The organism is Nocardia camponoti (assembly GCF_014646135.1).
GTDB lineage: Bacteria > Actinomycetota > Actinomycetes > Mycobacteriales > Mycobacteriaceae > Nocardia > Nocardia camponoti.
This window is the reverse complement of record NZ_BMMW01000009.1, coordinates 33011-51470: the sequence shown is the minus strand read 5'-3', so window position 1 is coordinate 51470 and position 18460 is coordinate 33011. Positions and strand designations below refer to the sequence as shown.

At 64.0% G+C, this 18460-nt stretch carries 16 protein-coding genes and 1 rRNA gene; 11 read left to right on the top strand and 6 right to left on the bottom strand.

Going from position 1 to position 18460, the window contains the following annotated elements; all coding sequences use genetic code 11:
* Window positions 1-139: 139 nt before the first annotated feature.
* The 3 genes from rrf (at window position 140) to IEX78_RS23980 (ending at window position 1403) form a co-directional block, all read left to right on the top strand.
* Window positions 140-256 (top strand): 5S ribosomal RNA (gene rrf, locus IEX78_RS23990).
* Window positions 257-351: 95 nt separating this feature from the next.
* Window positions 352-1092, top strand: a complete 741-nt coding sequence (nucS, locus tag IEX78_RS23985) for an endonuclease NucS (protein WP_188831343.1) — start codon at window positions 352-354, stop codon at window positions 1090-1092.
* An 11-nt stretch (window positions 1093-1103) separates the two neighbouring features.
* Window positions 1104-1403 (top strand): Rv1322 family protein, encoded by a 300-nt coding sequence (locus IEX78_RS23980; RefSeq protein ID WP_188831342.1) that lies wholly within the window; start codon window positions 1104-1106, stop codon window positions 1401-1403.
* Between the two features lie 66 nt (window positions 1404-1469).
* Here IEX78_RS23980 and IEX78_RS23975 read toward each other — a convergent pair whose 3' ends face one another.
* Together IEX78_RS23975 and mce are read right to left on the bottom strand one after the other, a co-directional pair.
* Window positions 1470-2468 carry a coiled-coil domain-containing protein gene (locus IEX78_RS23975; RefSeq protein WP_188831341.1) on the bottom strand — a complete coding sequence of 333 codons (999 nt, stop codon included), beginning with the start codon at window positions 2466-2468 and terminating at the stop codon, window positions 1470-1472.
* Window positions 2469-2554: 86 nt separating this feature from the next.
* A complete protein-coding gene (gene mce / locus IEX78_RS23970; RefSeq protein WP_229684327.1) occupies window positions 2555-3016 on the bottom strand; it encodes a methylmalonyl-CoA epimerase in 462 nt (153 codons plus the stop codon).
* Between the two features lie 100 nt (window positions 3017-3116).
* On the opposite strand from mce, the gene IEX78_RS23965 reads away from it, so the two are divergent.
* The 3 genes from IEX78_RS23965 (at window position 3117) to IEX78_RS23955 (ending at window position 5806) form a co-directional block, all read left to right on the top strand.
* Window positions 3117-4307 carry an acetyl-CoA C-acetyltransferase gene (locus tag IEX78_RS23965; protein ID WP_188831340.1) on the top strand — a complete coding sequence of 397 codons (1191 nt, stop codon included), beginning with the start codon at window positions 3117-3119 and terminating at the stop codon, window positions 4305-4307.
* Between the two features lie 211 nt (window positions 4308-4518).
* Entirely contained in the window at window positions 4519-4890 is a 372-nt protein-coding gene (locus tag IEX78_RS23960; RefSeq protein ID WP_373291648.1) for a DUF3817 domain-containing protein, read from the top strand.
* A gap of 61 nt (window positions 4891-4951) precedes the next feature.
* Window positions 4952-5806 (top strand): tetratricopeptide repeat protein, encoded by an 855-nt coding sequence (locus IEX78_RS23955; RefSeq protein WP_188831350.1) that lies wholly within the window; start codon window positions 4952-4954, stop codon window positions 5804-5806.
* Between the two features lie 181 nt (window positions 5807-5987).
* Here the strand turns inward: IEX78_RS23955 and glgB are convergent, their stop codons facing one another.
* Together glgB and IEX78_RS23945 are read right to left on the bottom strand one after the other, a co-directional pair.
* A complete protein-coding gene (glgB, locus tag IEX78_RS23950; RefSeq protein ID WP_188831338.1) occupies window positions 5988-8132 on the bottom strand; it encodes a 1,4-alpha-glucan branching protein GlgB in 2145 nt (714 codons plus the stop codon).
* On the bottom strand, window positions 8129-10135 hold the full coding sequence (locus IEX78_RS23945; RefSeq protein ID WP_188831337.1) for an alpha-1,4-glucan--maltose-1-phosphate maltosyltransferase: 2007 nt from the start codon (window positions 10133-10135) through the stop codon (window positions 8129-8131). Before IEX78_RS23945 ends, glgB begins: the two co-directional genes overlap by 4 nt.
* Window positions 10136-10228: 93 nt before the next feature.
* Here IEX78_RS23945 and glgP point away from each other — a divergent pair, with 93 nt between their 5' ends.
* From glgP to IEX78_RS23920, 5 genes are all read left to right on the top strand, one after another.
* Window positions 10229-12793 (top strand): alpha-glucan family phosphorylase, encoded by a 2565-nt coding sequence (gene glgP / locus IEX78_RS23940; protein WP_188831336.1) that lies wholly within the window; start codon window positions 10229-10231, stop codon window positions 12791-12793.
* A gap of 103 nt (window positions 12794-12896) precedes the next feature.
* Complete coding sequence (locus IEX78_RS23935) at window positions 12897-14261, top strand: NCS2 family permease (RefSeq protein ID WP_188831335.1); 1365 nt, start codon at window positions 12897-12899, stop codon at window positions 14259-14261.
* 69 nt (window positions 14262-14330) lie between these two features.
* Window positions 14331-14744 carry an MTB12 C-terminal domain-containing protein gene (locus tag IEX78_RS23930; RefSeq protein ID WP_188831334.1) on the top strand — a complete coding sequence of 138 codons (414 nt, stop codon included), beginning with the start codon at window positions 14331-14333 and terminating at the stop codon, window positions 14742-14744.
* A gap of 168 nt (window positions 14745-14912) precedes the next feature.
* Window positions 14913-15461 carry a DoxX family protein gene (locus IEX78_RS23925; RefSeq protein WP_188831333.1) on the top strand — a complete coding sequence of 183 codons (549 nt, stop codon included), beginning with the start codon at window positions 14913-14915 and terminating at the stop codon, window positions 15459-15461.
* Between the two features lie 145 nt (window positions 15462-15606).
* Window positions 15607-16416: a hypothetical protein gene (locus tag IEX78_RS23920; RefSeq protein WP_188831332.1), complete on the top strand. Its 810-nt coding sequence runs from the start codon at window positions 15607-15609 to the stop codon at window positions 16414-16416.
* Here the strand turns inward: IEX78_RS23920 and IEX78_RS23915 are convergent, their stop codons facing one another.
* Entirely contained in the window at window positions 16417-17694 is a 1278-nt protein-coding gene (locus IEX78_RS23915; RefSeq protein ID WP_229684324.1) for a glycosyltransferase 87 family protein, read from the bottom strand.
* A gap of 44 nt (window positions 17695-17738) precedes the next feature.
* On the bottom strand, window positions 17739-18440 hold the full coding sequence (locus IEX78_RS23910) for a class I SAM-dependent methyltransferase (RefSeq protein ID WP_229684322.1): 702 nt from the start codon (window positions 18438-18440) through the stop codon (window positions 17739-17741).
* Window positions 18441-18460: the final 20 nt, after the last annotated feature.

Below are 18460 nucleotides of genomic sequence, written 5' to 3'. Positions count from 1 at the left end.
TTACTGAATGAAGGTGTTACGCGTCCACTGTGCGGTATCTGAAACAACAGACACTGCAGCACACTCACCCACGGTGTGATTCCTGATGAGAATTCGGGTTTCGCATTTGGGTGGGGAGCGCTGTCTAGTTTCATAGTGTTACGGCGGTTATAGCGGTGGGGAAACGCCCGGTCCCATTCCGAACCCGGAAGCTAAGGCCACCTGCGCCGATGGTACTGCACTCGACAGGGTGTGGGAGAGTAGGACACCGCCGGAACAATTTTCCCGAAAGGCCCCCAGCATTGCTGGGGGCCTTTCGTCATTTCTCGACCAGTTTTGCATTCGACCGTGCCCGGTCCCTAGAGTTGCCGGGTGCGCCTCGTCATTGCTCGTTGCAAGGTTGATTACGTCGGTCGACTGACCGCTCACCTGCCCATGGCTCGTCGGCTGCTGATGATCAAAGCCGATGGCTCGGTGCTCGTGCATTCGGACGGCGGCTCCTATAAGCCGCTCAACTGGATGAGCCCGCCATGCTGGTTCAACGAGCGTGACGTCACCGAACCCGCCGACGAACTACCGCCCGGCGTTACGCCGCTGCGCGAGGGTCAGGCGGTCGCGCCGAATCAAATCAAGGCGCTCTGGGTGGTCACCAACAAGGCTGGCGAAGAGCTGCGCATCAGCATCGAGGAAATCTTCCACGACTTCGAACACGACCTGGGGATCGATCCCGGTCTGCAGAAGGACGGCGTCGAAGCGCACCTGCAAGCGCTGCTGGCTGAACACGTGACGAAACTCGGTGAGGGTTACACCTTGGTTCGTCGCGAATACATGACCGCGATCGGCCCAGTCGACCTGCTTTGCCGCAACGCCGACGGCGCGACGGTCGCCGTCGAAATCAAGCGCCGCGGTGACATCGACGGCGTCGAACAGCTCACGCGCTACCTCGAATTGCTCAACCGCGACCCGGTCCTCGCACCGGTGACTGGCGTGTTCGCGGCGCAGCAAATCAAGCCGCAAGCGCGTACTTTGGCTGAGGACCGAGGGATCCGTTGCCTGACGCTCGATTACGACGAGCTACGTGGCACGGAGAGCAACGTGTTCCGACTTTTCTAGGGGCAGGCAGGATGCCACGACGTAAACCACGCGCTGGGGCTTCAAGCCGTTCCAACGCACCGCGTCCCGTTGGCGACGTATTTGGGCGCACTGAGGCGGGTCCGTCCGGCGATGACTATGTGGTTCGCACGGTTCCTGGCGCTCGTGCGGTCAAGACGTACCGGTGTCCAGGCTGCGATCACGAGATCGCGCCCGGTGTCGCCCATGTCGTCGCTTGGGCGGTCGACGGTGGCGAAGAGGATCGCAGGCATTGGCACCAGGGCTGCTGGAACGGTCGCCGCACGCGCACGATCACGCGACGCTGGTCATAGCGCGACAAACGAAAGGGCCCGTCGCTCGGAAAGTTCCGAGCGACGGGCCCTTTTTGCTAACCGGACCTAGTTGCTGACGTCAGCGGCTTCGCGCTCGTCCTCAACGATCTCGGCGTCATCGGTGTTGTCCTTCGCCTTGCTGTTGCGCGAGACGGACTTGCCGTTGCCGCCGTTGCTGCTGATCGACTTGCGCTCGGGTGCACCGTCGAGCAGTTCGCTTTCGCGGTTGACCGCGGCGAGCATCGCGGGCACCGAGTCGAGCTGGCCACGAATACCGAGCAGCTGCGCGAGCACGCGGCCACGCAGGACGCGCATTTCCTCGGCAAGTTCCTTGGCGTGGGCGATCTTGCGCTCGGAGGTCTGGGTTGCCGAGCTGATGAGTCGGTTGGACTCGTCGGTGGCATCCTTGATCCGCTGAGCGGCCTCGGCGCGGCTTGTTGCTTCCAGCTCTTCCATAGCCCGAGTCAGCTTGGTGCGCCGATCGTTCATGGTTGCTTCGAAGTCCTGCTGGGTGGCCTTGCGCTTGGCTTCGGCCTCCTTGCCCAGACGTTCGACATCGGCTTGGGCGGCTTCGATGATCTTGGCCGACTCGGTGCGCGCGTTCGCGAGGGTCTGCTCGAACTCAATTTCGAGGGCCTCGCGCTTCTCCTTGGTCTCGGCGAGCAGCGACTCGTACTTGCCACGCATTTCGGTGGCCTGCTGCTCGGCGATCGACACCATCTCGGCGGCCTCGGCCTGCGCGAGCGCGCGGACCTCGGACGCTTCGTCCGAGGCGAGGCGCAGCATGCGCGAGATGCGGTCGGACATACCTTCGGCGGTGGTCGGCGGCACGGAAAGCCGGTCGACCTCCTTGCGGAGCTCGTCGATTTCGTCCCGTGCATCTTCCAGCTGGCTGGCGAGATTGCGGGCCTGCGCTGCGGCAGCGTCCCGGTCGGTGGCGGTGACGCGGAGCTCAGCGTCGAAGCGGTCGAAGTAGTTGCGCACCTCGTCTTGCGCATAACCCTTGCGCACAACGGTGAAGGGCAGTGCAACGAAGCGATTGCGATCGGACTCAGGTGACGACATGGCACACAAAATACAGCCTTGAGCCACCCTATGGAGACTCGACCGCAATTGTGACCGCGCCGAGATTTACCAGGCTGCTATGACTACTAGTGCGTAACGTCGGCGCTGGGCTCAACCAGTTCGATCAGCACACCGCCAGCATCCTTGGGATGCACGAAATTAATGCGCGAATCGGCGGTTCCGTTGCGGGGTGCGTCGTACAGCAATCGCAGTCCGCGTTCGCGTAGGAAGCTCGAAACGGTCTCAATATCGGTGACGCGGTAGGCCAGCTGCTGGAGGCCGGGACCGCTGCGATCGATGAACTTCGCGATCGTCGAATCGGCGTTCAGCGGGGCCAGCAACTGCAGAGCGGTCGAGCCGTCGGCGGCGGCAGGCGAAGACAGCATCGCCTCGACGACGCCCTGTGCCTCGTTGACTTCGCGGTGGGTCTCGACCATGCCGAGATTGTCGGTGTAGAAGGCGACGGCGGCGTCGAGGTCGGGCACGGCGATGCCCACGTGGTCGACGGCGATGATGTAGTCGCCCGGGATTAAGTTCGCGTTGCTCACCTGAGCCAAGTTAGCCGAAGTTTGTTGCTACCTGCGTGTCAGCCACCCGCCGATACCGGTTACCGTGGAGAGCAACCCTTTTTATGAATGCGAGGCTTTCGTGACGACTTCTGTCATCGTGTCCGGTGCACGTACCCCGGTTGGTCGACTGCTGGGTGGGCTGAAGGACTTCAAGGCTTCGGACCTGGCTGGCGTCGCGATCAAGGCCGCGCTTGAAAAGGGCGGCGTCGCCCCCGAGCAGGTCGACTACGTGATCCTCGGCCAGGTGCTGCAGGCCGGTCAGGGTCAGCTGCCCGCGCGTCAGGCCGCGATCGCCGGCGGCATCCCAATGGATGTGCCGTCGATTCTGATCAACAAGGTTTGCTTGTCGGGCATCAACGCGATCGCGTTGGCCGACCAGCTCATTCGCGCTGGCGAGCACGAGATCATCGTCGCCGGCGGCATGGAATCGATGAGCCAGACCCCGCACCTGCTGCCGAAGAGCCGTGAGGGCTTCAAGTACGGCAACACCACGCTGGTCGACCACATGGCCTACGACGGCCTGCATGACGTGATCACCGACCAGGCGATGGGTCTGCTCACCGAAGAGCGCAACGACCTCGACAAGGTCAGCCGGGAAGAGCAGGACGCGGTTGCCGCGCGCTCGCACCAGCTCGCCGCCAAGGCGTGGAAGGACGGCGTTTTCGCCGACGAGGTCGTGCCCGTCGCTGTTCCGCAGCGCAAGGGCGACCCGATTTACGTCACCGAGGACGAGGGCATTCGCGCTGACACGACCGTTGAGTCGCTCGGCAAGCTGCGTCCCGCGTTCCGCAAGGACGGCACGGTCACTGCTGGTACCGCGTCACAGATTTCCGACGGTGCCGCCGCTGTTGTCGTGATGAGCAAGGCGAAGGCCGAAGAGCTTGGGCTTGAGTGGATCGCCGAGATTGGCGCGTCGGGCCAGGTCGCAGGGCCGGACTCCACGCTGCAGGACCAGCCTGCCAACGCCATCCTCGCCGCATGCGCGAAGGAAGGCATCACGCCCGCCGACCTGGATTTGATCGAGATCAACGAGGCATTCGCCGCCGTTGGTGTCGCGTCGACGAAGAAGCTGGGTTTTGACCCGGAAAAGGTGAACGTGAACGGTGGTGCGATTTCGATCGGCCACCCGCTTGGCATGTCGGGTGCCCGCATCGCCCTGCACCTCGCGCTGGAACTGCAGCGTCGTGGTGGGGGAGTTGGCGCGGCCGCACTGTGCGGTGGTGGAGGCCAGGGCGACGCCTTGATCCTCAAAGTGCCGGGCGCGAAGTAGTCGGGCCGCAGCACGCGACTCTTTTCGGAGCCCTCGTGACCCACTGATTTCGGGACACGAGGGTAACTCCGCTCCCACCTCCGACTTTGCGGGGCGGAACGTGAGCCCGACTGTCAACAGTCGAGCTACCGGACGCTCCGCTGAGTCGCGGGGAGGCGGGACTGCCGGGCCAACTACGTATCGTCGTAGCCAGTCCTGCACAATGGTTGACATGGGTTTCTTCGATCTTCGGTCCACGGTCAGTCGGTTTCGGTTCTTCGCGGTGCTCGAAGCACTGTCGTGGATCGGGTTGCTCGTCGGCATGGCCTTCAAATACCTGCCTGCCGATGGCAATGAAATCGGCGTGAAGATCTTCGGGCCGGTGCACGGCACGATCTTCATTCTCTTCGTCATCACCGCGCTGCTTACCGCGCGTGAGCTGGGCTGGAGTGCCAAGACCACGCTGCTCGCGCTGGCGTCGAGCATTCCGCCGCTGTTCACTGTCGTTTTCGAAATCTGGGCCGTGCGTACCGGTCAGCTTGGTGAGCTCAGCGCACCCGACGCGCGTAAGGACTCCCCGGCAGCTTCGCCGATCGCTTCGTGACAAACTGGAAACCGTGACTCGTCCAGCTGCCCGTCGTCCCTCACCCGCCATCGCTGCCGCCATGTCTGGCGCGGTGGATCTGTCCGGTCTTAAGCAGCCGCCCGCCGCCGCTGGTGGTGCCGCAACACCGGGCGACAATGCCGTCACCGAAGCCAATTTCGAGGCTAAGGTGCTGCGTCGCTCGATGCAGGTGCCCGTTGTTGTCGCGGTGTATTCGCAGCGCAGCCAGGGCAGTATCGACCTGCTGCACACCCTTGAGCGGTATCAGGCCGCCGATGGTGGCACATGGGATTTGGCGACGGTCGAAGCCGAACCGAATATGCAGATCGTCCAGGCGCTTGGCGTGAAGGGCATTCCGACGGTGATTGCTGTCGCCGGTGGTCAGCCGCTTGCGGATTTCGAGGGGGCGCAGCCGCCTGAGCAGGTGCGACAGTGGCTCGACGCGGTGCTCGACGCGACCGCTGGCAAGCTCGAAGGCCCAGGCGGGGCGCCGGAACCCGAGGTCGACGATCCCCGTTTCACCGCGGCCGAGGATGCGCTCGCCGAAGGTGATTACGCGGGTGCTGAGGCCGCGTACGAGGCGATCATCGCTGAGGAACCCGGCAACGAAGAAGCCAAGGCGGCGCTGCGTCAGGTGCGTTTCCTGACTCGCGCCCAAGCGCTAGACCCCGCAGTTATCGCGACGGCCGACGCCACCCCGACCGAAGTTGCCGCCGCACTCGACGCCGCTGACGTCGAGGTGCTTGAGCAGCGCCCGGAAGCCGCGTTCGAACGGCTCGTCGCGCTGGTCAGGGCCACCGCTGGCGACGACCGCACGACCGTGCGCACCCGCCTGCTTGAGCTGTTTGAGCTGTACGACAAGGCCGACCCGACCGTGGTCGCCGCACGTCGCAAGTTGGCTGCCGCGCTGTACTAGAAGGCGAGCGTCGCCCGCACCGGAAATTGCCCGAGTCGGTTCCCGCAACTGGGAGCCGACTCGTGGTGTGCCCGGGGTCCAGGGCCCGCCATAGCGACCGCCTTCGAGGTCAACCCGCGCCCAGCGTGCCCGTCAGAGCGACGGGGCGCGATCGCCTGGATCGTGTGCCGAGCGCGAATGCCTAGAGCGTCAGCCAAACGGCGCTGTTGGGGGCCAGCGTGACTTCCGCTGAGAACGGGCGTCCGTGCCACGGGATCTCAAGCGCATCGACCGCGCCCAAGTTTCCTGTTCCCGCGCCGCCGAATTCGGCCGCGTCGGTGTTGAGGATTTCGCGCCACGTTCCGGGGAACGGTAGGCCGATGCGGTAGTTCTCGCGGGTGGTTCCCGAGAAGTTGAAGACGCACGCGACGACGGAGCCGTCGGTGCCCCAGCGCAGGAACGCGAGCATGTTGCCAGCGCTGTCGTCGGCTTCGATCCATTCGTGCCCGCCGGGGGTGGTGTCTTGCGACCACAGTGCCGAATGCGCGCGATAGACCGCGTTCAGTGCGGTGACCGTTGTCGAAATACCTTGGTGCAGTGGGTTTTCCAGCTCGTGCCAGTCGACGCCACGCTCGTTGTCCCACTCGCGGAACTGGCCGAATTCCTGGCCCATGAACAGCAACTGCTTGCCCGGGTGCGCCCACATGTACGCGAGTAGCGCGCGGACGCCTGCCGCGCGGACGTAGTCGTCGCCGGGCATCCGCGTCCACAGGGTGCCCTTGCCGTGCACGACCTCGTCGTGGCTGATGGGCAGCACATAGTTCTCGCTCCACGCGTAGACCAGCGAGAACGTCATTTCGTTGTGGTGCCATGCGCGGTGGATGGGGTCGCGCGACAGGTAGCCGAGCGTGTCGTGCATCCAGCCCATGTTCCATTTCATGGTGAAGCCGAGGCCGCCAACGTCGGTGCCGCGCGTGACGCCGGGCCAGGTTGTTGATTCTTCGGCGATCATGACGACGCCGGGGTGGGTGCCCGCCACGGTGTCGTTGAGTTCCTGCATAAAGTCGACGGCGTCGAGGTTTTCGCGACCGCCGTAGATATTGGGTTCCCATTCGTCGCGGGAGTAGTCGAGGTAAAGCATCGAAGCGACGGCATCCACCCGCAGTCCGTCGATGTGAAATTCGTCGAGCCAGAACAGGGCGTTGGCTACGAGGAAATTGCGTACTTCGTGACGGCCAAAATGGAAAACATAAGTACCCCAGTCCAATTGCTCGCCACGGCGGGGGTCGGGGTGCTCATACAGGGGCGTTCCGTCGAAGCGGCCGAGCGCCCATTCGTCCCGGGGGAAATGCGCGGGCACCCAGTCGAGCAGCACGCCGATGCCCGCTTGGTGCAGTTGATCGACGAAATAGCGGAAGTCGTCGGGCGAACCGAACCGCGACGTTGGCGCGTAATAGGACGTGACCTGATAACCCCACGATCCACCGAAGGGATGCTCGGACACCGGCAACAATTCCACATGCGTAAAGCCAAGTCCGCGCACGTATTCGACCAGTTCGCTTGCCAATTCGCGATACGTCAGCCCTGGTCGCCACGAACCGAGGTGCACCTCGTAAACGCTCATCGGGTCGCGAATCGCATCGGCATTGCGCCGGCGATCCAGCCAATTGCCGTCGCCCCATTGGTAATTCGACTGAGCGACGACCGACGCTGTCGCAGGCGGCAATTCGGTCGCGAAAGCCAGCGGGTCGGCGTGGTCGACAACGCGCCCGTCGGCACCGTGAATTCGATACTTATACCGCGTCCCGGGCGCGACTCCCGGCACGAAAACTTCCCATACCCCCGAATCGCCAAGCTTGCGCATCGGCGCTGCCTGCCCACCCCAGTGGTCGAAGTCGCCAAACACCGTGACACCCCGAGCATTTGGGGCCCACACCGCGAATGACGTGCCGTCGACGTCGCCGTCGAGGGTGGTGTAGTGCCGTGGGTGCGCGCCGAGTACCTGCCAGAGTCGCGTGTGTTTGCCCTCGCCGATGAGATGCAGGTCGAGTTCGCCGACGGTTGGCAGGAAGCGGTAACCGTCGGCCGACAGCACCGTCTGACCGCCGGGATAAGTTGTGCGAACGCGGTAGTCGTCGAGCTGCGGGTAAGGGAGTTTCGCGGCGAAAACGCCGTGGCCCAACGACTTCAGCGGATGTTGCGCGTCGCCAACCAACACCGTGACCGACTCGGCGTGCGGGCGAAGCGTGCGAACGGTCGTCCCGTCCGCTTCGACATGCGAGCCAAGGACGGTGTGTGGGTCGGGGTGCGTGCCCGCGGCGAGCAGCATCAAATCGCGACGTTTCATCGCAGGCTCGTTCGATAGCCGAGCCGAGCGCGGGCGTCGATCGGCACGGGCGGCAACGCGACGATATGCGCGACGGCCTGGGCGGGATCGAGGCGAACCCAGTTCGCGGCACCCCAGTGCCACTGTTGCCCGCTGACCTCGTCAACGACGTCGAACGTCTCGTCGGCACTTCGGCCAAGCGCGCTTAGGTCCACAAAAAGCGTGCCTTCCTCGGCACCGTGCGGATTGAGGTTCACCACCACAAGTACCGCGTCGCCGGAAACCGGATCGACTTTCGAATAGGCGATGAGCGCGTCATTGTCGATGTGGTGGAAAACGATATTGCGCAACTGCTGCAAACTCGGATGCGCACGTCGGATCTCGTTCAGCCGGGTGATCCACGGTTCAAGTGATTCACCGCGATCGAGCGCACCGGCGAAATCGCGCGGGCGCAATTCGTACTTCTCGGAATCGAGGTATTCCTCGCTGCCCGGCCGAACGGCGACGTGTTCGAATAATTCGAAACCGGAGTACACACCCCAGGTCGGGCCCATTGTCGCGGCAAGCGCGGCGCGGATCGCGAACATCGCTGGACCGCCGTTTTGCAAGCTTTCGTGCAGGATATCCGGGGTATTGACGAAGAGGTTCGGCCGCGATTCGTCTGCCTTCGCGGCTAGTTCGTGCCCGAATTCGATGAGTTCGTTCTTGTAAACGCGCCACGTGAAGTACGTGTACGACTGGCTGAATCCACGTCGCGCCAATCCGTACAGTCGTGCCGGGCGAGTGAAGGACTCGGATAAGAAAATCACGTCCGGGTCAGTGCGGCGGACCGTGGTAATAAGCCATTCCCAGAAATCGGCGGGCTTGGTATGCGGGTTGTCGACCCGGAAAATGCGCACACCCAAACTGATCCAATGCCGCACGACGCGCAGTACTTCCGCGTAGATGCCGTCGGGGTCATTATCGAAATTCACCGGGTAGATATCTTGGTACTTCTTCGGCGGGTTTTCCGCGTAGGCGATGGTCCCGTCAGGCAGGGTCGTGAACCACTCCGGGTGGGCTTCGACCCACGGGTGGTCGGGAGCTGCTTGCAGCGCCAGGTCCAACGCGACCTCAAGGCCCAATGACCTTGCGACAGCGACAAAGTCAACGAAGTCAGCCTCGGTGCCGAGCAGCGGATCGATCGCGTCATGCCCGCCAGCCGACGACCCGATTGCCCACGGCGAGCCAACATCCCCAGGCTCGGTGACGAGAGAGTTGTTGCGCCCCTTGCGATTTACCTCGCCGATCGGATGAATCGGCGGCAGGTAAACCACGTCGAACCCCATGTTCGCGACGCGGGGGAGTGCCCGCGTCGCGGTCGCGAAGGTGCCGTGAACCGGCACACCGTCACCATCGCGACCGCCGGTTGACCTCGGGAAAAACTCGTACCACGAACCGACGAGCGCCCGCCGACGTTCAACCAGCACGGTGAATTGCGTTCCCCGCGTGAGCAATTCGCGCAGCGGAGTCGCGCGCAAAATCTCGCTTACCTCAGTCGAGAACGCGGGCGCGACGCGTGCGGGCAGGTCGGCTGAACTCCGCAACGCGGCAGCCGCCGCACGCAGTCGTTCGAACTGTTTCTTCGGCACGGCTTGGGCGGCCCGTTCCAGCAAGTCGGCACCAACGGCCAAGTCGTTGGCAAGCTCGGCCGCGTTCTGCCCGACGGCCAACTTCGCCTCAACGGCGGCCCGCCATGTCGCGATGGGGTCGCCCCACCCTTCGACGCGATAGGTCCAGCTCCCCGCGGTGTGCGGGGTGAATGACGCGTTGAACACGTCGGGTTCCCACTGATCTGGCGTCATCGGAATGCGGGTAACCCGCGACGTGCCGGGCGCGCGCACCGCCAACGTCGCCCCGACCGCGTCGTGGCCTTCACGCCACACAACCGCGCGCACCGGGAACGATTCACCGACTACGGCCTTGGCCGGGCGGTTTCCTGGGAGCGAGGGGGCGATGTCATCGATGGCAATCCGGCCGGTCACCGGATCAGTGTATGTACGGTCGCGCCGCTCGCGCGTGTTCGCGACGCGGTCTCAGCGTGCGAGCGGCCGTCGGTGCGCGCTAGGGTTTCGCTGGTGAAGGCTCTTCGTCGGTTCACTGTCCGGGCCCATCTGCCGCAGCGACTTTCCGCGCTCGCGGCGCTGTCAACCAACCTGCGGTGGTCGTGGCACGGGCCAACGCAAGATCTCTTCGCCGAACTCGACCCCGAATTGTGGCGTGAGGTCGGGCAAGATCCGGTGCGGATGCTTGGCGAAGTGCCCGCTGCCAGGCTCGATGAACTCGCCGCCGACGACGACTACGTCGCGCGCGTCGAAGCGGCCGACGCCGGACTGCGCGACTACCTCACTCGCCCACGCTGGTTCCAAGAACAGTCGGGCACCGACGTCGCGGGCATCGCCTATTTCTCGATGGAATTCGGGGTCACCGAAGTACTGCCGAACTATTCGGGCGGCCTCGGCATCCTCGCTGGCGACCACCTCAAAGCAGCCTCTGACCTTGGCCTTCCGCTTATTGGCGTCGGCCTGCTTTATCGCTCGGGGTACTTCCGGCAGTCATTGTCGGCCGACGGTTGGCAGCTTGAGCACTACCCCGCGCTCGACCCGCAAGGTCTGCCGCTCAAGCTCCTGACCAGCGAAGACGGTTCGCCGGTGCTCATTCACGTCGGCATGCCCGAAGGGCGCGTGCTGCGGGCGCGGGTGTGGATCGCCCAGGTTGGTCGGATTCCGCTGCTGCTGCTCGACTCCGACATCGCCGAAAACGACCCCGAATTGCGTGCCGTCACCGACCGGCTTTACGGCGGTGACCAGGACCATCGCATCAAGCAGGAAATCCTCGCTGGCATCGGTGGCGTTCGCGCGGTCCGCGCTTACACCCACGCGAACGGGCTGCCCGATCCTGACGTGTTCCACATGAATGAGGGCCACGCTGGCTTCCTTGGCGTCGAGCGCATTCGCGAATTCGTCGCTGCCGGACTGGATTTCGACACCGCGCTGGCGGCCGTGCGTGCGGGCACCGTGTTCACCACCCACACGCCAGTCCCTGCTGGCATCGATCGGTTCCCAATGTCGTTGGTGCGCAGATACTTTGGCGGCAGTGAAGCGGAGTCGACACTGCTGCCCGGTCTCGCGCTCGACCAGATTCTCGCGTTCGGCCGCGAAGCCGACCCCGGCGTCTTCAACATGGCCAACATGGGCCTGCGTCTCGCCCAACGCGCCAACGGCGTTTCGAAGCTGCACGGCGAAGTCAGCCGCGACATGTTCGCCTCACTCTGGCCCGGTTTTGACGCAAGCGAGGTGCCGATCGGGTCGGTGACCAACGGCGTCCACGCGCCAACCTGGGCCGCGCGCGAATGGCTCGACAAGGCGCGCGAGCTGGTCGGCCCCGAACTCGTCGAAGAAGCGCGCGGCTGGGAGAATCTGTCCGACGTCGACTTGGGCGAATTGTGGTCGACGCGCCAGGAGTTGCGCGGCGTGCTGATCGACGAAGTGCGACGTCGCGTCCGCGCGTCATGGCGTCAGCGCGGTGCTGCCGAGGCCGAATTGGGTTGGGTAGACAGCGTTTTCGATCCGAATGTCCTCACGATCGGTTTCGCCCGCCGCGTGCCGACTTACAAGCGACTCACCCTTATGCTGCGCGACCCCGACCGACTCCGCGCGCTGCTCCTCGACCCCGAACGCCCAGTTCAGCTTGTTGTCGCGGGCAAGAGTCACCCAGCCGACGACGGCGGCAAAGCGCTGATCCAGCAGGTCGTGCGCTTTGCTGACGACCCGGCGGTGCGTCATCGCATTGTTTTCCTGCCCGATTACGACATGTCCATGGCCCGCTACCTCTACTGGGGCTGCGACGTATGGCTCAACAACCCGCTGCGCCCGCTGGAAGCGTGTGGCACGTCGGGGATGAAGTCGGCGCTGAACGGCGGACTGAATCTGTCGATTCGCGACGGCTGGTGGGACGAAATGTTCGACGGCGAAAACGGGTGGTCGATCCCGTCAGCCGACGGTGTCACCGACGAAGTCCGCCGCGACGACCTCGAAGCGGCTGCGCTGTATGAGCTGGTCGAGCGCACGGTCGCGCCGCGTTTCTACGACCGCGACGAGCGCGACGTTCCGGTGCGCTGGACCGAAATGGTGCGCCACACGTTGCAGACAACGAGCCCGCAGGTGCTCGCGTCGCGGATGGTCGCCGATTACGCGCAGCAGTACTACGGTCCCGCGGCCGCCGCGTTCGCAAAAGTGTCGACCGACGATTTCGCTGGCGCACGTGCGCTTGCCGAGTACCGCACGCGCGTCGATCAGGCGTGGCCGTCGGTGCGGGTGTTGCAAGTCGACAGTTCCGGCCTCGACATCCCGGTGATCGGCGCTGACCTGTCGCTGCGCGCCCGAATCGACCTTGCTGGTTTGTCGCCCGACGACGTGACGGTCGAAGCGGTCATCGGCCGGGTCTCGCCGACCGACGAGCTCACCGAAACGACCGCGTTCGCGATGTCGCTGGAAGGCGTCACCGACGGCGTGCACGACTTCGCGATCACCGCGCCCGTTCCGCTGTCGGGGGCGGTCGGCTACACCGTGCGCGTGCTGCCGCGCAACGCGTTGCTGGCAAGTCCGGCCGAGCTGGGTTTGGTCGCCGTCGCCACCGGGTAACGCACGACACCTTCGGCTGGCGTCGGCGGGTTACAGAATTGGGTGAATAGTCAGCTAACGTTGCCTTTCGCACCCTATTTCTTAAATCGCGGACTGGAGAGTCATGGCCAGCGACGTACTAACCCGTGCCCGACGGGGCTTAGATTCCTATTTTGGAGTCACCGCCGCCGGGTCCACCTTCCGACGCGAGGTGATGGCGGGCACGGTCACGTTCCTCGCCATGTCCTACGTGCTCGCCGTCAACCCGTCGATCCTTGGTGATCAGGGCGCGCTTGGCGACAAGGGCATCCCGATGCAGGCGGTGTTCACCGCGACCGCTGTCGCCGCGGTGTTCGGCACGCTGGTCATGGGCATCTGGGCGCGGTACCCGATCGCGCTCGCCCCCGGCATGGGCCTCAACGCGTTCTTCGCCTACACGGTCGTGCTCACGATGGGCATTCCGTGGCAGGTCGCGTTGTCGGGCACGTTCCTGTCCGGCGTGATCTTCTTCGTGCTCGCGATAACCAAGGTTCGCGAACGCATTCTCAACGCGATCCCGCTGCAGTTGAAGTTCGCCGTTGGCGCTGGCATTGGTTTGTTCGTCGCGTTCCTCGGCTTTAAGAACGCGGGCATCGTTGTCAACAGTGACGCGACCTTCGTGACGGTCGGCGACTTCACCAAGAGCACAACCATGCTCGCCCTTTTCGGGCTGGTGCTCACCGTCATCTTCCTTGTTCGTGGCTGGCATGGCGCGGTGCTTTACGGCATCGTCGCGACAACGACGGTCGGCATGATCTTCGGCATCGTCGACGTGCCGCATTCGATCGCCGAACTGCCGAAGGGCCTCGATCAGACCTTCGGTCAGGCCATCATTCACCTGCCTGACGCGTTTACCGGGCAGATGATCGTCGTCGTGCTGACGATGCTTTTCGTTGACTTCTTCGACGCGTCGGGCACCCTGATCGGCGTCGCGAACCAGGCTGGCCTGCTCAATAAGGACGGCACGCTGCCGCGCGCTGCTTCGGCGATGGCAGCGGACTCGGTTGGTACCACCGCGGGCGCGATTATCGGTACGTCGACGACCACGGCTTATGTCGAATCAACCGCGGGCGTAAGTGCGGGCGGTAGAACCGGAATAACGGCCATCGCGACGGCAGGTTGGTTCTTCGTCGCGATGTTCTGTTTCCCGTTGTTCTCGGTGATCGCGGGTTCGGCGGAAATCACCGCGCCCGCGTTGATCGTCGTCGGCGTGTTGATGGCTCGCTCGCTCGGCGACATCGACTGGCAGCACCTCGAATACTCGGTGCCCGCGTTCATCACCGTGATCATGATGCCGCTCACGTATTCGATCGCGAATGGCCTTGCGATGGGCATGATTTTCTACCCGATCGTCATGGTCGCGAAGGGTCGCGGCAAGGACATCCATCCGGTGATGTGGGCGCTGATGGTGCTGTTCCTTGGGTACTTCTTCTTCCTCGTCGAGCACTAGGTAGACGAACTTAGGTTAGGTATGCCTATACTTAGCGCAGCCTAACCAAAGCTCGAAGGAGAACACCCTATGAAGCGTTCGCTCGCCGCTGCCTCGATGGCCGTCGCCACCCTGTTCGCGCCGGTCGCCGTCGCGGTTGTCGCCACCGCGCCCGTCGCCATCGCCGCCCCGGCTACGCCGTCGGCGGGCGAACTGCAGGGCAAGCTGCGCGCCGCGATGAACGGTTCGGCCGCCGAACTCGCCTCGGGCGACGCGTCGGGCATGGCGACGGTGAACGCGACCGTCGGCCGTATCCCCGGCTACAGCTGGGACGTTTCGGGTCCGGTGACCGTCGACGGTGACGTGCTGTCGGCCACCCTCAACAGTCGCCTCGGCGACTACGTGTTCCCGATCCCGGTCACCTGGGTCGCCGTCGACGGCACCTGGAAGCTGTCGCAGGAGTCGGAGCAGACGCTGGTTGGGTACGCCACGATGGCTTGGTAAGACCGCAATCGCGAAAAGGGCCGTCCTTCGGGGCGGCCCTTTTCGCATGTGACGAGCGTCACTCGGAAAGGTCTCAAGGCTGGGAACAGTTGTACAGGGACGAGTGGTTAGTTCCAATGAATATCCGGACCTTAGTCCGGATTGCCGGACTAAGTAGATGGGGATCTCATGACTGTCACCACTTCGCCTGCGACCGAATCGACAACCAACACCGAGACTAATGATGCGACCAGCATCGGCCTGCTCATCCTGCGGGTCGGCTTCGGTGGACTGATGGCCATCCACGGCGCGCAGAAGCTCTTCGGCTGGTTCAACGGCTACGGCTGGAGCGCGAACGCGGACGGTTTCGAGGCGATGGGCTACCACCCGGGCGCGCTATTCGGCACGCTCGCTGGCGGCACCGAACTGCTCGCCGGCCTCGCGCTTGCCCTCGGTCTGTTCACACCCCTCGCCGCCGCGGCCTTGCTCGGCACGATGGTCAACGTCCTGAATACCACCTGGGGCAACGGCCTGATGGGCGGCACTGCCGGTCCCGGCTACGAGATGGGGCTGCTGTTCGCGATCGTCGCGGTTGTCATCGGCTTCACCGGCGCGGGCAAGTATTCCCTCGACAACGGTCGCGTGTGGGATCGCAATGGCGTCGCGATCGGCGGCGGCGTTCTCGTCGTTGGCATCGTTTCGGGCCTGCTCATCTTGGTGCTCAAGGCCGTTCTCTAACTCTGCTACCGCCGACAGCGTGCCAATCGAAATCGGTTGGTGCGTTGTCGTTCGCCGTAATGTCGCCGATCCCAGCTAACCTCGTCGGCGGTGCGCCTTTTCCGGCGGCCGGGCGGCATCGGTGTGTGGCGAAGGAGAATGGCGAATGAAGGCTTACGACCTGGGATTCGGTGATTCGGCGGACAAGTTGGCCGAGACGCCTGGCGGCGAACCGCTTGTGCTGAAAGCGGCGGTGCGCTCGGGTTGGGTTGGCAGCGACGGGCCCGCTATCGACCCGGCAACTTGGCCGCGCGGACCGGTGACCGGCCTGCCGATGATGCACGCGCTCACCTTGGCCCTCCCTGCCGACTACCAGCGACGCGGCGCGCAGTACCCCGCGATCGCCTTCTTCCAGGGCGAAGGGCAGTTCGCCAACCCAGCCGACCAGGTCGAAGCCGATGCCGAATCGCCCGATCCGGTGTTGCGCGACCTCGCGTCGACGCGAGTGCACCCGCAACTGCAGTTGATGCACGACGAGATTGGTGGCGTTTTCGCGCTGGTCTGGCTCACAGCAGCCGAATACGCGGCCGGACCCGTCGCTCCGCCCGCCGACGTGCGCGAGGAAGGAACGCCCGCATCGACCGACGGCGGTACTAACGCCTGGGACAACACATCGCCGACCATCGGGATTTGGCTCGCCGAGCGCGACGACCCCAACGTCGGCATTCCGCCCGTCGAATACGACCCGTACACCTCGTACAAAGACCCGCTCACTGACGATTCCGGTTGGGAGCCCTGGGCTGAGCCGCTGTTCGGCCGGTCGCACTTGGGTGGCACGGCGTTCCCTGTGCAGGCATTGCCCGAGGGGTTGACCCAGTTCTATCTGGAGATTGAAGAGGTCGGCGGGCTCAATCTGGGCGGCGGTATCGCCCAAATCGATTTGGAGTCAGGCGTTTTCGACTGGGCCTGTCCCTAACTACCGTTGGGCAACAAGCGGGGTCGGGATTTCGACTTCGACCTCGCTTGGCGGAAGTGCTTGCGCTCCTTGCCTGTTCGTGTACACGAGGCGTGCGCACGCCGCGATCACCAGGACGTACAGCGCTACGTAGACGTTTTGCATCAGCGGCGCGCCGAACCACCACGGTGGCAGCAGGAACGTGCCCACGCTCACCCAGCCAGGCAGGTAGGTGTAGGTCCACGCCGCGATCGCGAGTGAAAGACCAAGGGCAACAAGCCAATAGCGCGCTGACTGGGTCGCTCGGTGCACGATGTAGACCAATAGCGGAACGAACCACACCCAGTGGTGGCCCCACGAAAAAGGGGAAACAACGCAGGCGGTGAGGCCCGCGACGGTGATCGAAAGCAGCCGCTCGCCGGTGCGATGCAGGGCAACCGAGACTGTGAGCCCAACCGCTACCGCGACACCAACGCCCAACGCCCACAACCAAAGCGGCGCAGGCCCGCCACCGAGATGGGCGATCAGACCGCGCAACGACTGGTTGGCGGGGTGGTCGTCGGGGGCGATGCGCCCGGACTGGAAGAAAATCGACGTCCAGTATTCGCGCGATTCCACCGGCAACAGCAGCGCGGTGCCAACAACGGTTCCGGCGAAGGTCGCCGACGCGACAACCGCCGCGCGCCACTGTCGCAACGCGGCGAATTCGACGATGAAAAACAGGGGGACCAGCTTGATTCCGCCCGCGATGCCAACGCCGACGCCGCGCAGTTTCGCCGATGCGGGACGTGCGAAGTCGAGCAGCACTACGAGCATGAGGATCAGGTTGATTTGCCCGTAGTAGAGCGTGGTGCGCACCGGTTCGAGGAAAACGCACCCGAAAGTCATGATCGCGCTCGCGCCGAGCAGCGTTGGGGTGATGCGGTAGCCGAGCATTCGCCAGCTGGTGACAATGCATCCGAAAAGGGTGAGCAGATTCAGCACCAGCCAGGTGCTTGTCAGTGCCTGCCATGGGAACAGGTTTGTCGGGGTGAAGGCGATCGCGGAGAACGGGGTGTAGGTGTAGAGCAGATCGCGCAAGGTCGGCTCGTCATAAAGTGGACGGCCGTGCAAGATTCGCGACGCGCCGTCGCGGTAGATGTGCGCATCGAGTCCGCCGTTGAAAATGCCGCCGTTGACGAGCCATGGATCCATCGTGCTGAACAGCAGAATCAGTGACGTGACGGCGGCTAGCGACAGGATCACGAACGTCGCGGGGGAGCGCGGAAAGGCTGTCGTCGAACCTGGTTCGGCCACCATTCGTTAGACGGTACAACAAATCCATAGCAGGGCTGTATCGGGGCTCAATTGCTTCGGTCGGCGACGAGCATGGTGTGCGCGCCGTGGTGAAATTCGTAGTCGACGCGCACCAATGAAGTGGTAATTCCGTTGGTGGACAGTTCTTTTCGTACCCGGTCGACGAGCTCGTCAAGAGGGTTGCCGAGGTAGTCAAGGAGGGGATACGCGCGCACCTGGCGAGCAACGCGGCTGAGTTCGAGCAGGGCTTTGACGTGAAAGGTGGCGTCGAGTCGATCGGCGTAGCTGAAGAGCAGATGCGAACTGAGCGCGAGGTCAAAGCTGTTGTCGGCGAAGGGAAGTGAAGGCAGCGCGCCGAAGTAATAGCGCTCCGGTGCGACCCGAACGTCGGCCGCGAAGCGTGTCGCCGCGGCCCGGCGAACGCGCGCTTGGGCGTCGAGTGTGCCGTAGAAATCCCAGCGATAACGCTCGGCATGATGGTGTGCCCAGGCCACCGCGCGTTCGGTTTCGACCAACGCCTGCTCGGCGAGGACGTTGGGACTGGTCGCGTAAATCGGGTCGACGGCGACAGCGCGCGCGCCAACGCGGTTGGCCTCGGCGGTGAAACTAGCGGCGCCACCTGGGCAATCGAGGATGTCGCGACCAGCTAGGTCGCGAGGGGACAGCGCGAACATCGCACGGTACTCACTCAAAGAACGTGCGCTGACGAGGAATTCAGTGAGAACTTCGCTTTGCGAACCTTCGAACATGAACGCAACAGTGCCACGAG

Excerpts from the sequence above, each read along its gene's own strand:
- IEX78_RS23980 (WP_188831342.1), top strand. The coding sequence starts at position 1,104 with ATGCCACGACGTAAACCACGCGCTGGGGCTTCAAGCCGTTCCAACGCA.
- IEX78_RS23975 (WP_188831341.1), bottom strand. The coding sequence starts at position 2,468 with ATGTCGTCACCTGAGTCCGATCGCAATCGCTTCGTTGCACTGCCCTTC.
- IEX78_RS23960 (WP_373291648.1), top strand. The coding sequence starts at position 4,519 with ATGGGTTTCTTCGATCTTCGGTCCACGGTCAGTCGGTTTCGGTTCTTC.
- IEX78_RS23955 (WP_188831350.1), top strand. The coding sequence starts at position 4,952 with ATGTCTGGCGCGGTGGATCTGTCCGGTCTTAAGCAGCCGCCCGCCGCC.
- glgB (WP_188831338.1), bottom strand. The coding sequence starts at position 8,132 with ATGAAACGTCGCGATTTGATGCTGCTCGCCGCGGGCACGCACCCCGAC.
- IEX78_RS23935 (WP_188831335.1), top strand. The coding sequence starts at position 12,897 with ATGGCCAGCGACGTACTAACCCGTGCCCGACGGGGCTTAGATTCCTAT.
- IEX78_RS23930 (WP_188831334.1), top strand. The coding sequence starts at position 14,331 with ATGAAGCGTTCGCTCGCCGCTGCCTCGATGGCCGTCGCCACCCTGTTC.
- IEX78_RS23925 (WP_188831333.1), top strand. The coding sequence starts at position 14,913 with ATGACTGTCACCACTTCGCCTGCGACCGAATCGACAACCAACACCGAG.
- IEX78_RS23920 (WP_188831332.1), top strand. The coding sequence starts at position 15,607 with ATGAAGGCTTACGACCTGGGATTCGGTGATTCGGCGGACAAGTTGGCC.
- IEX78_RS23915 (WP_229684324.1), bottom strand. The coding sequence starts at position 17,694 with ATGGTGGCCGAACCAGGTTCGACGACAGCCTTTCCGCGCTCCCCCGCG.
- IEX78_RS23910 (WP_229684322.1), bottom strand. The coding sequence starts at position 18,440 with ATGTTCGAAGGTTCGCAAAGCGAAGTTCTCACTGAATTCCTCGTCAGC.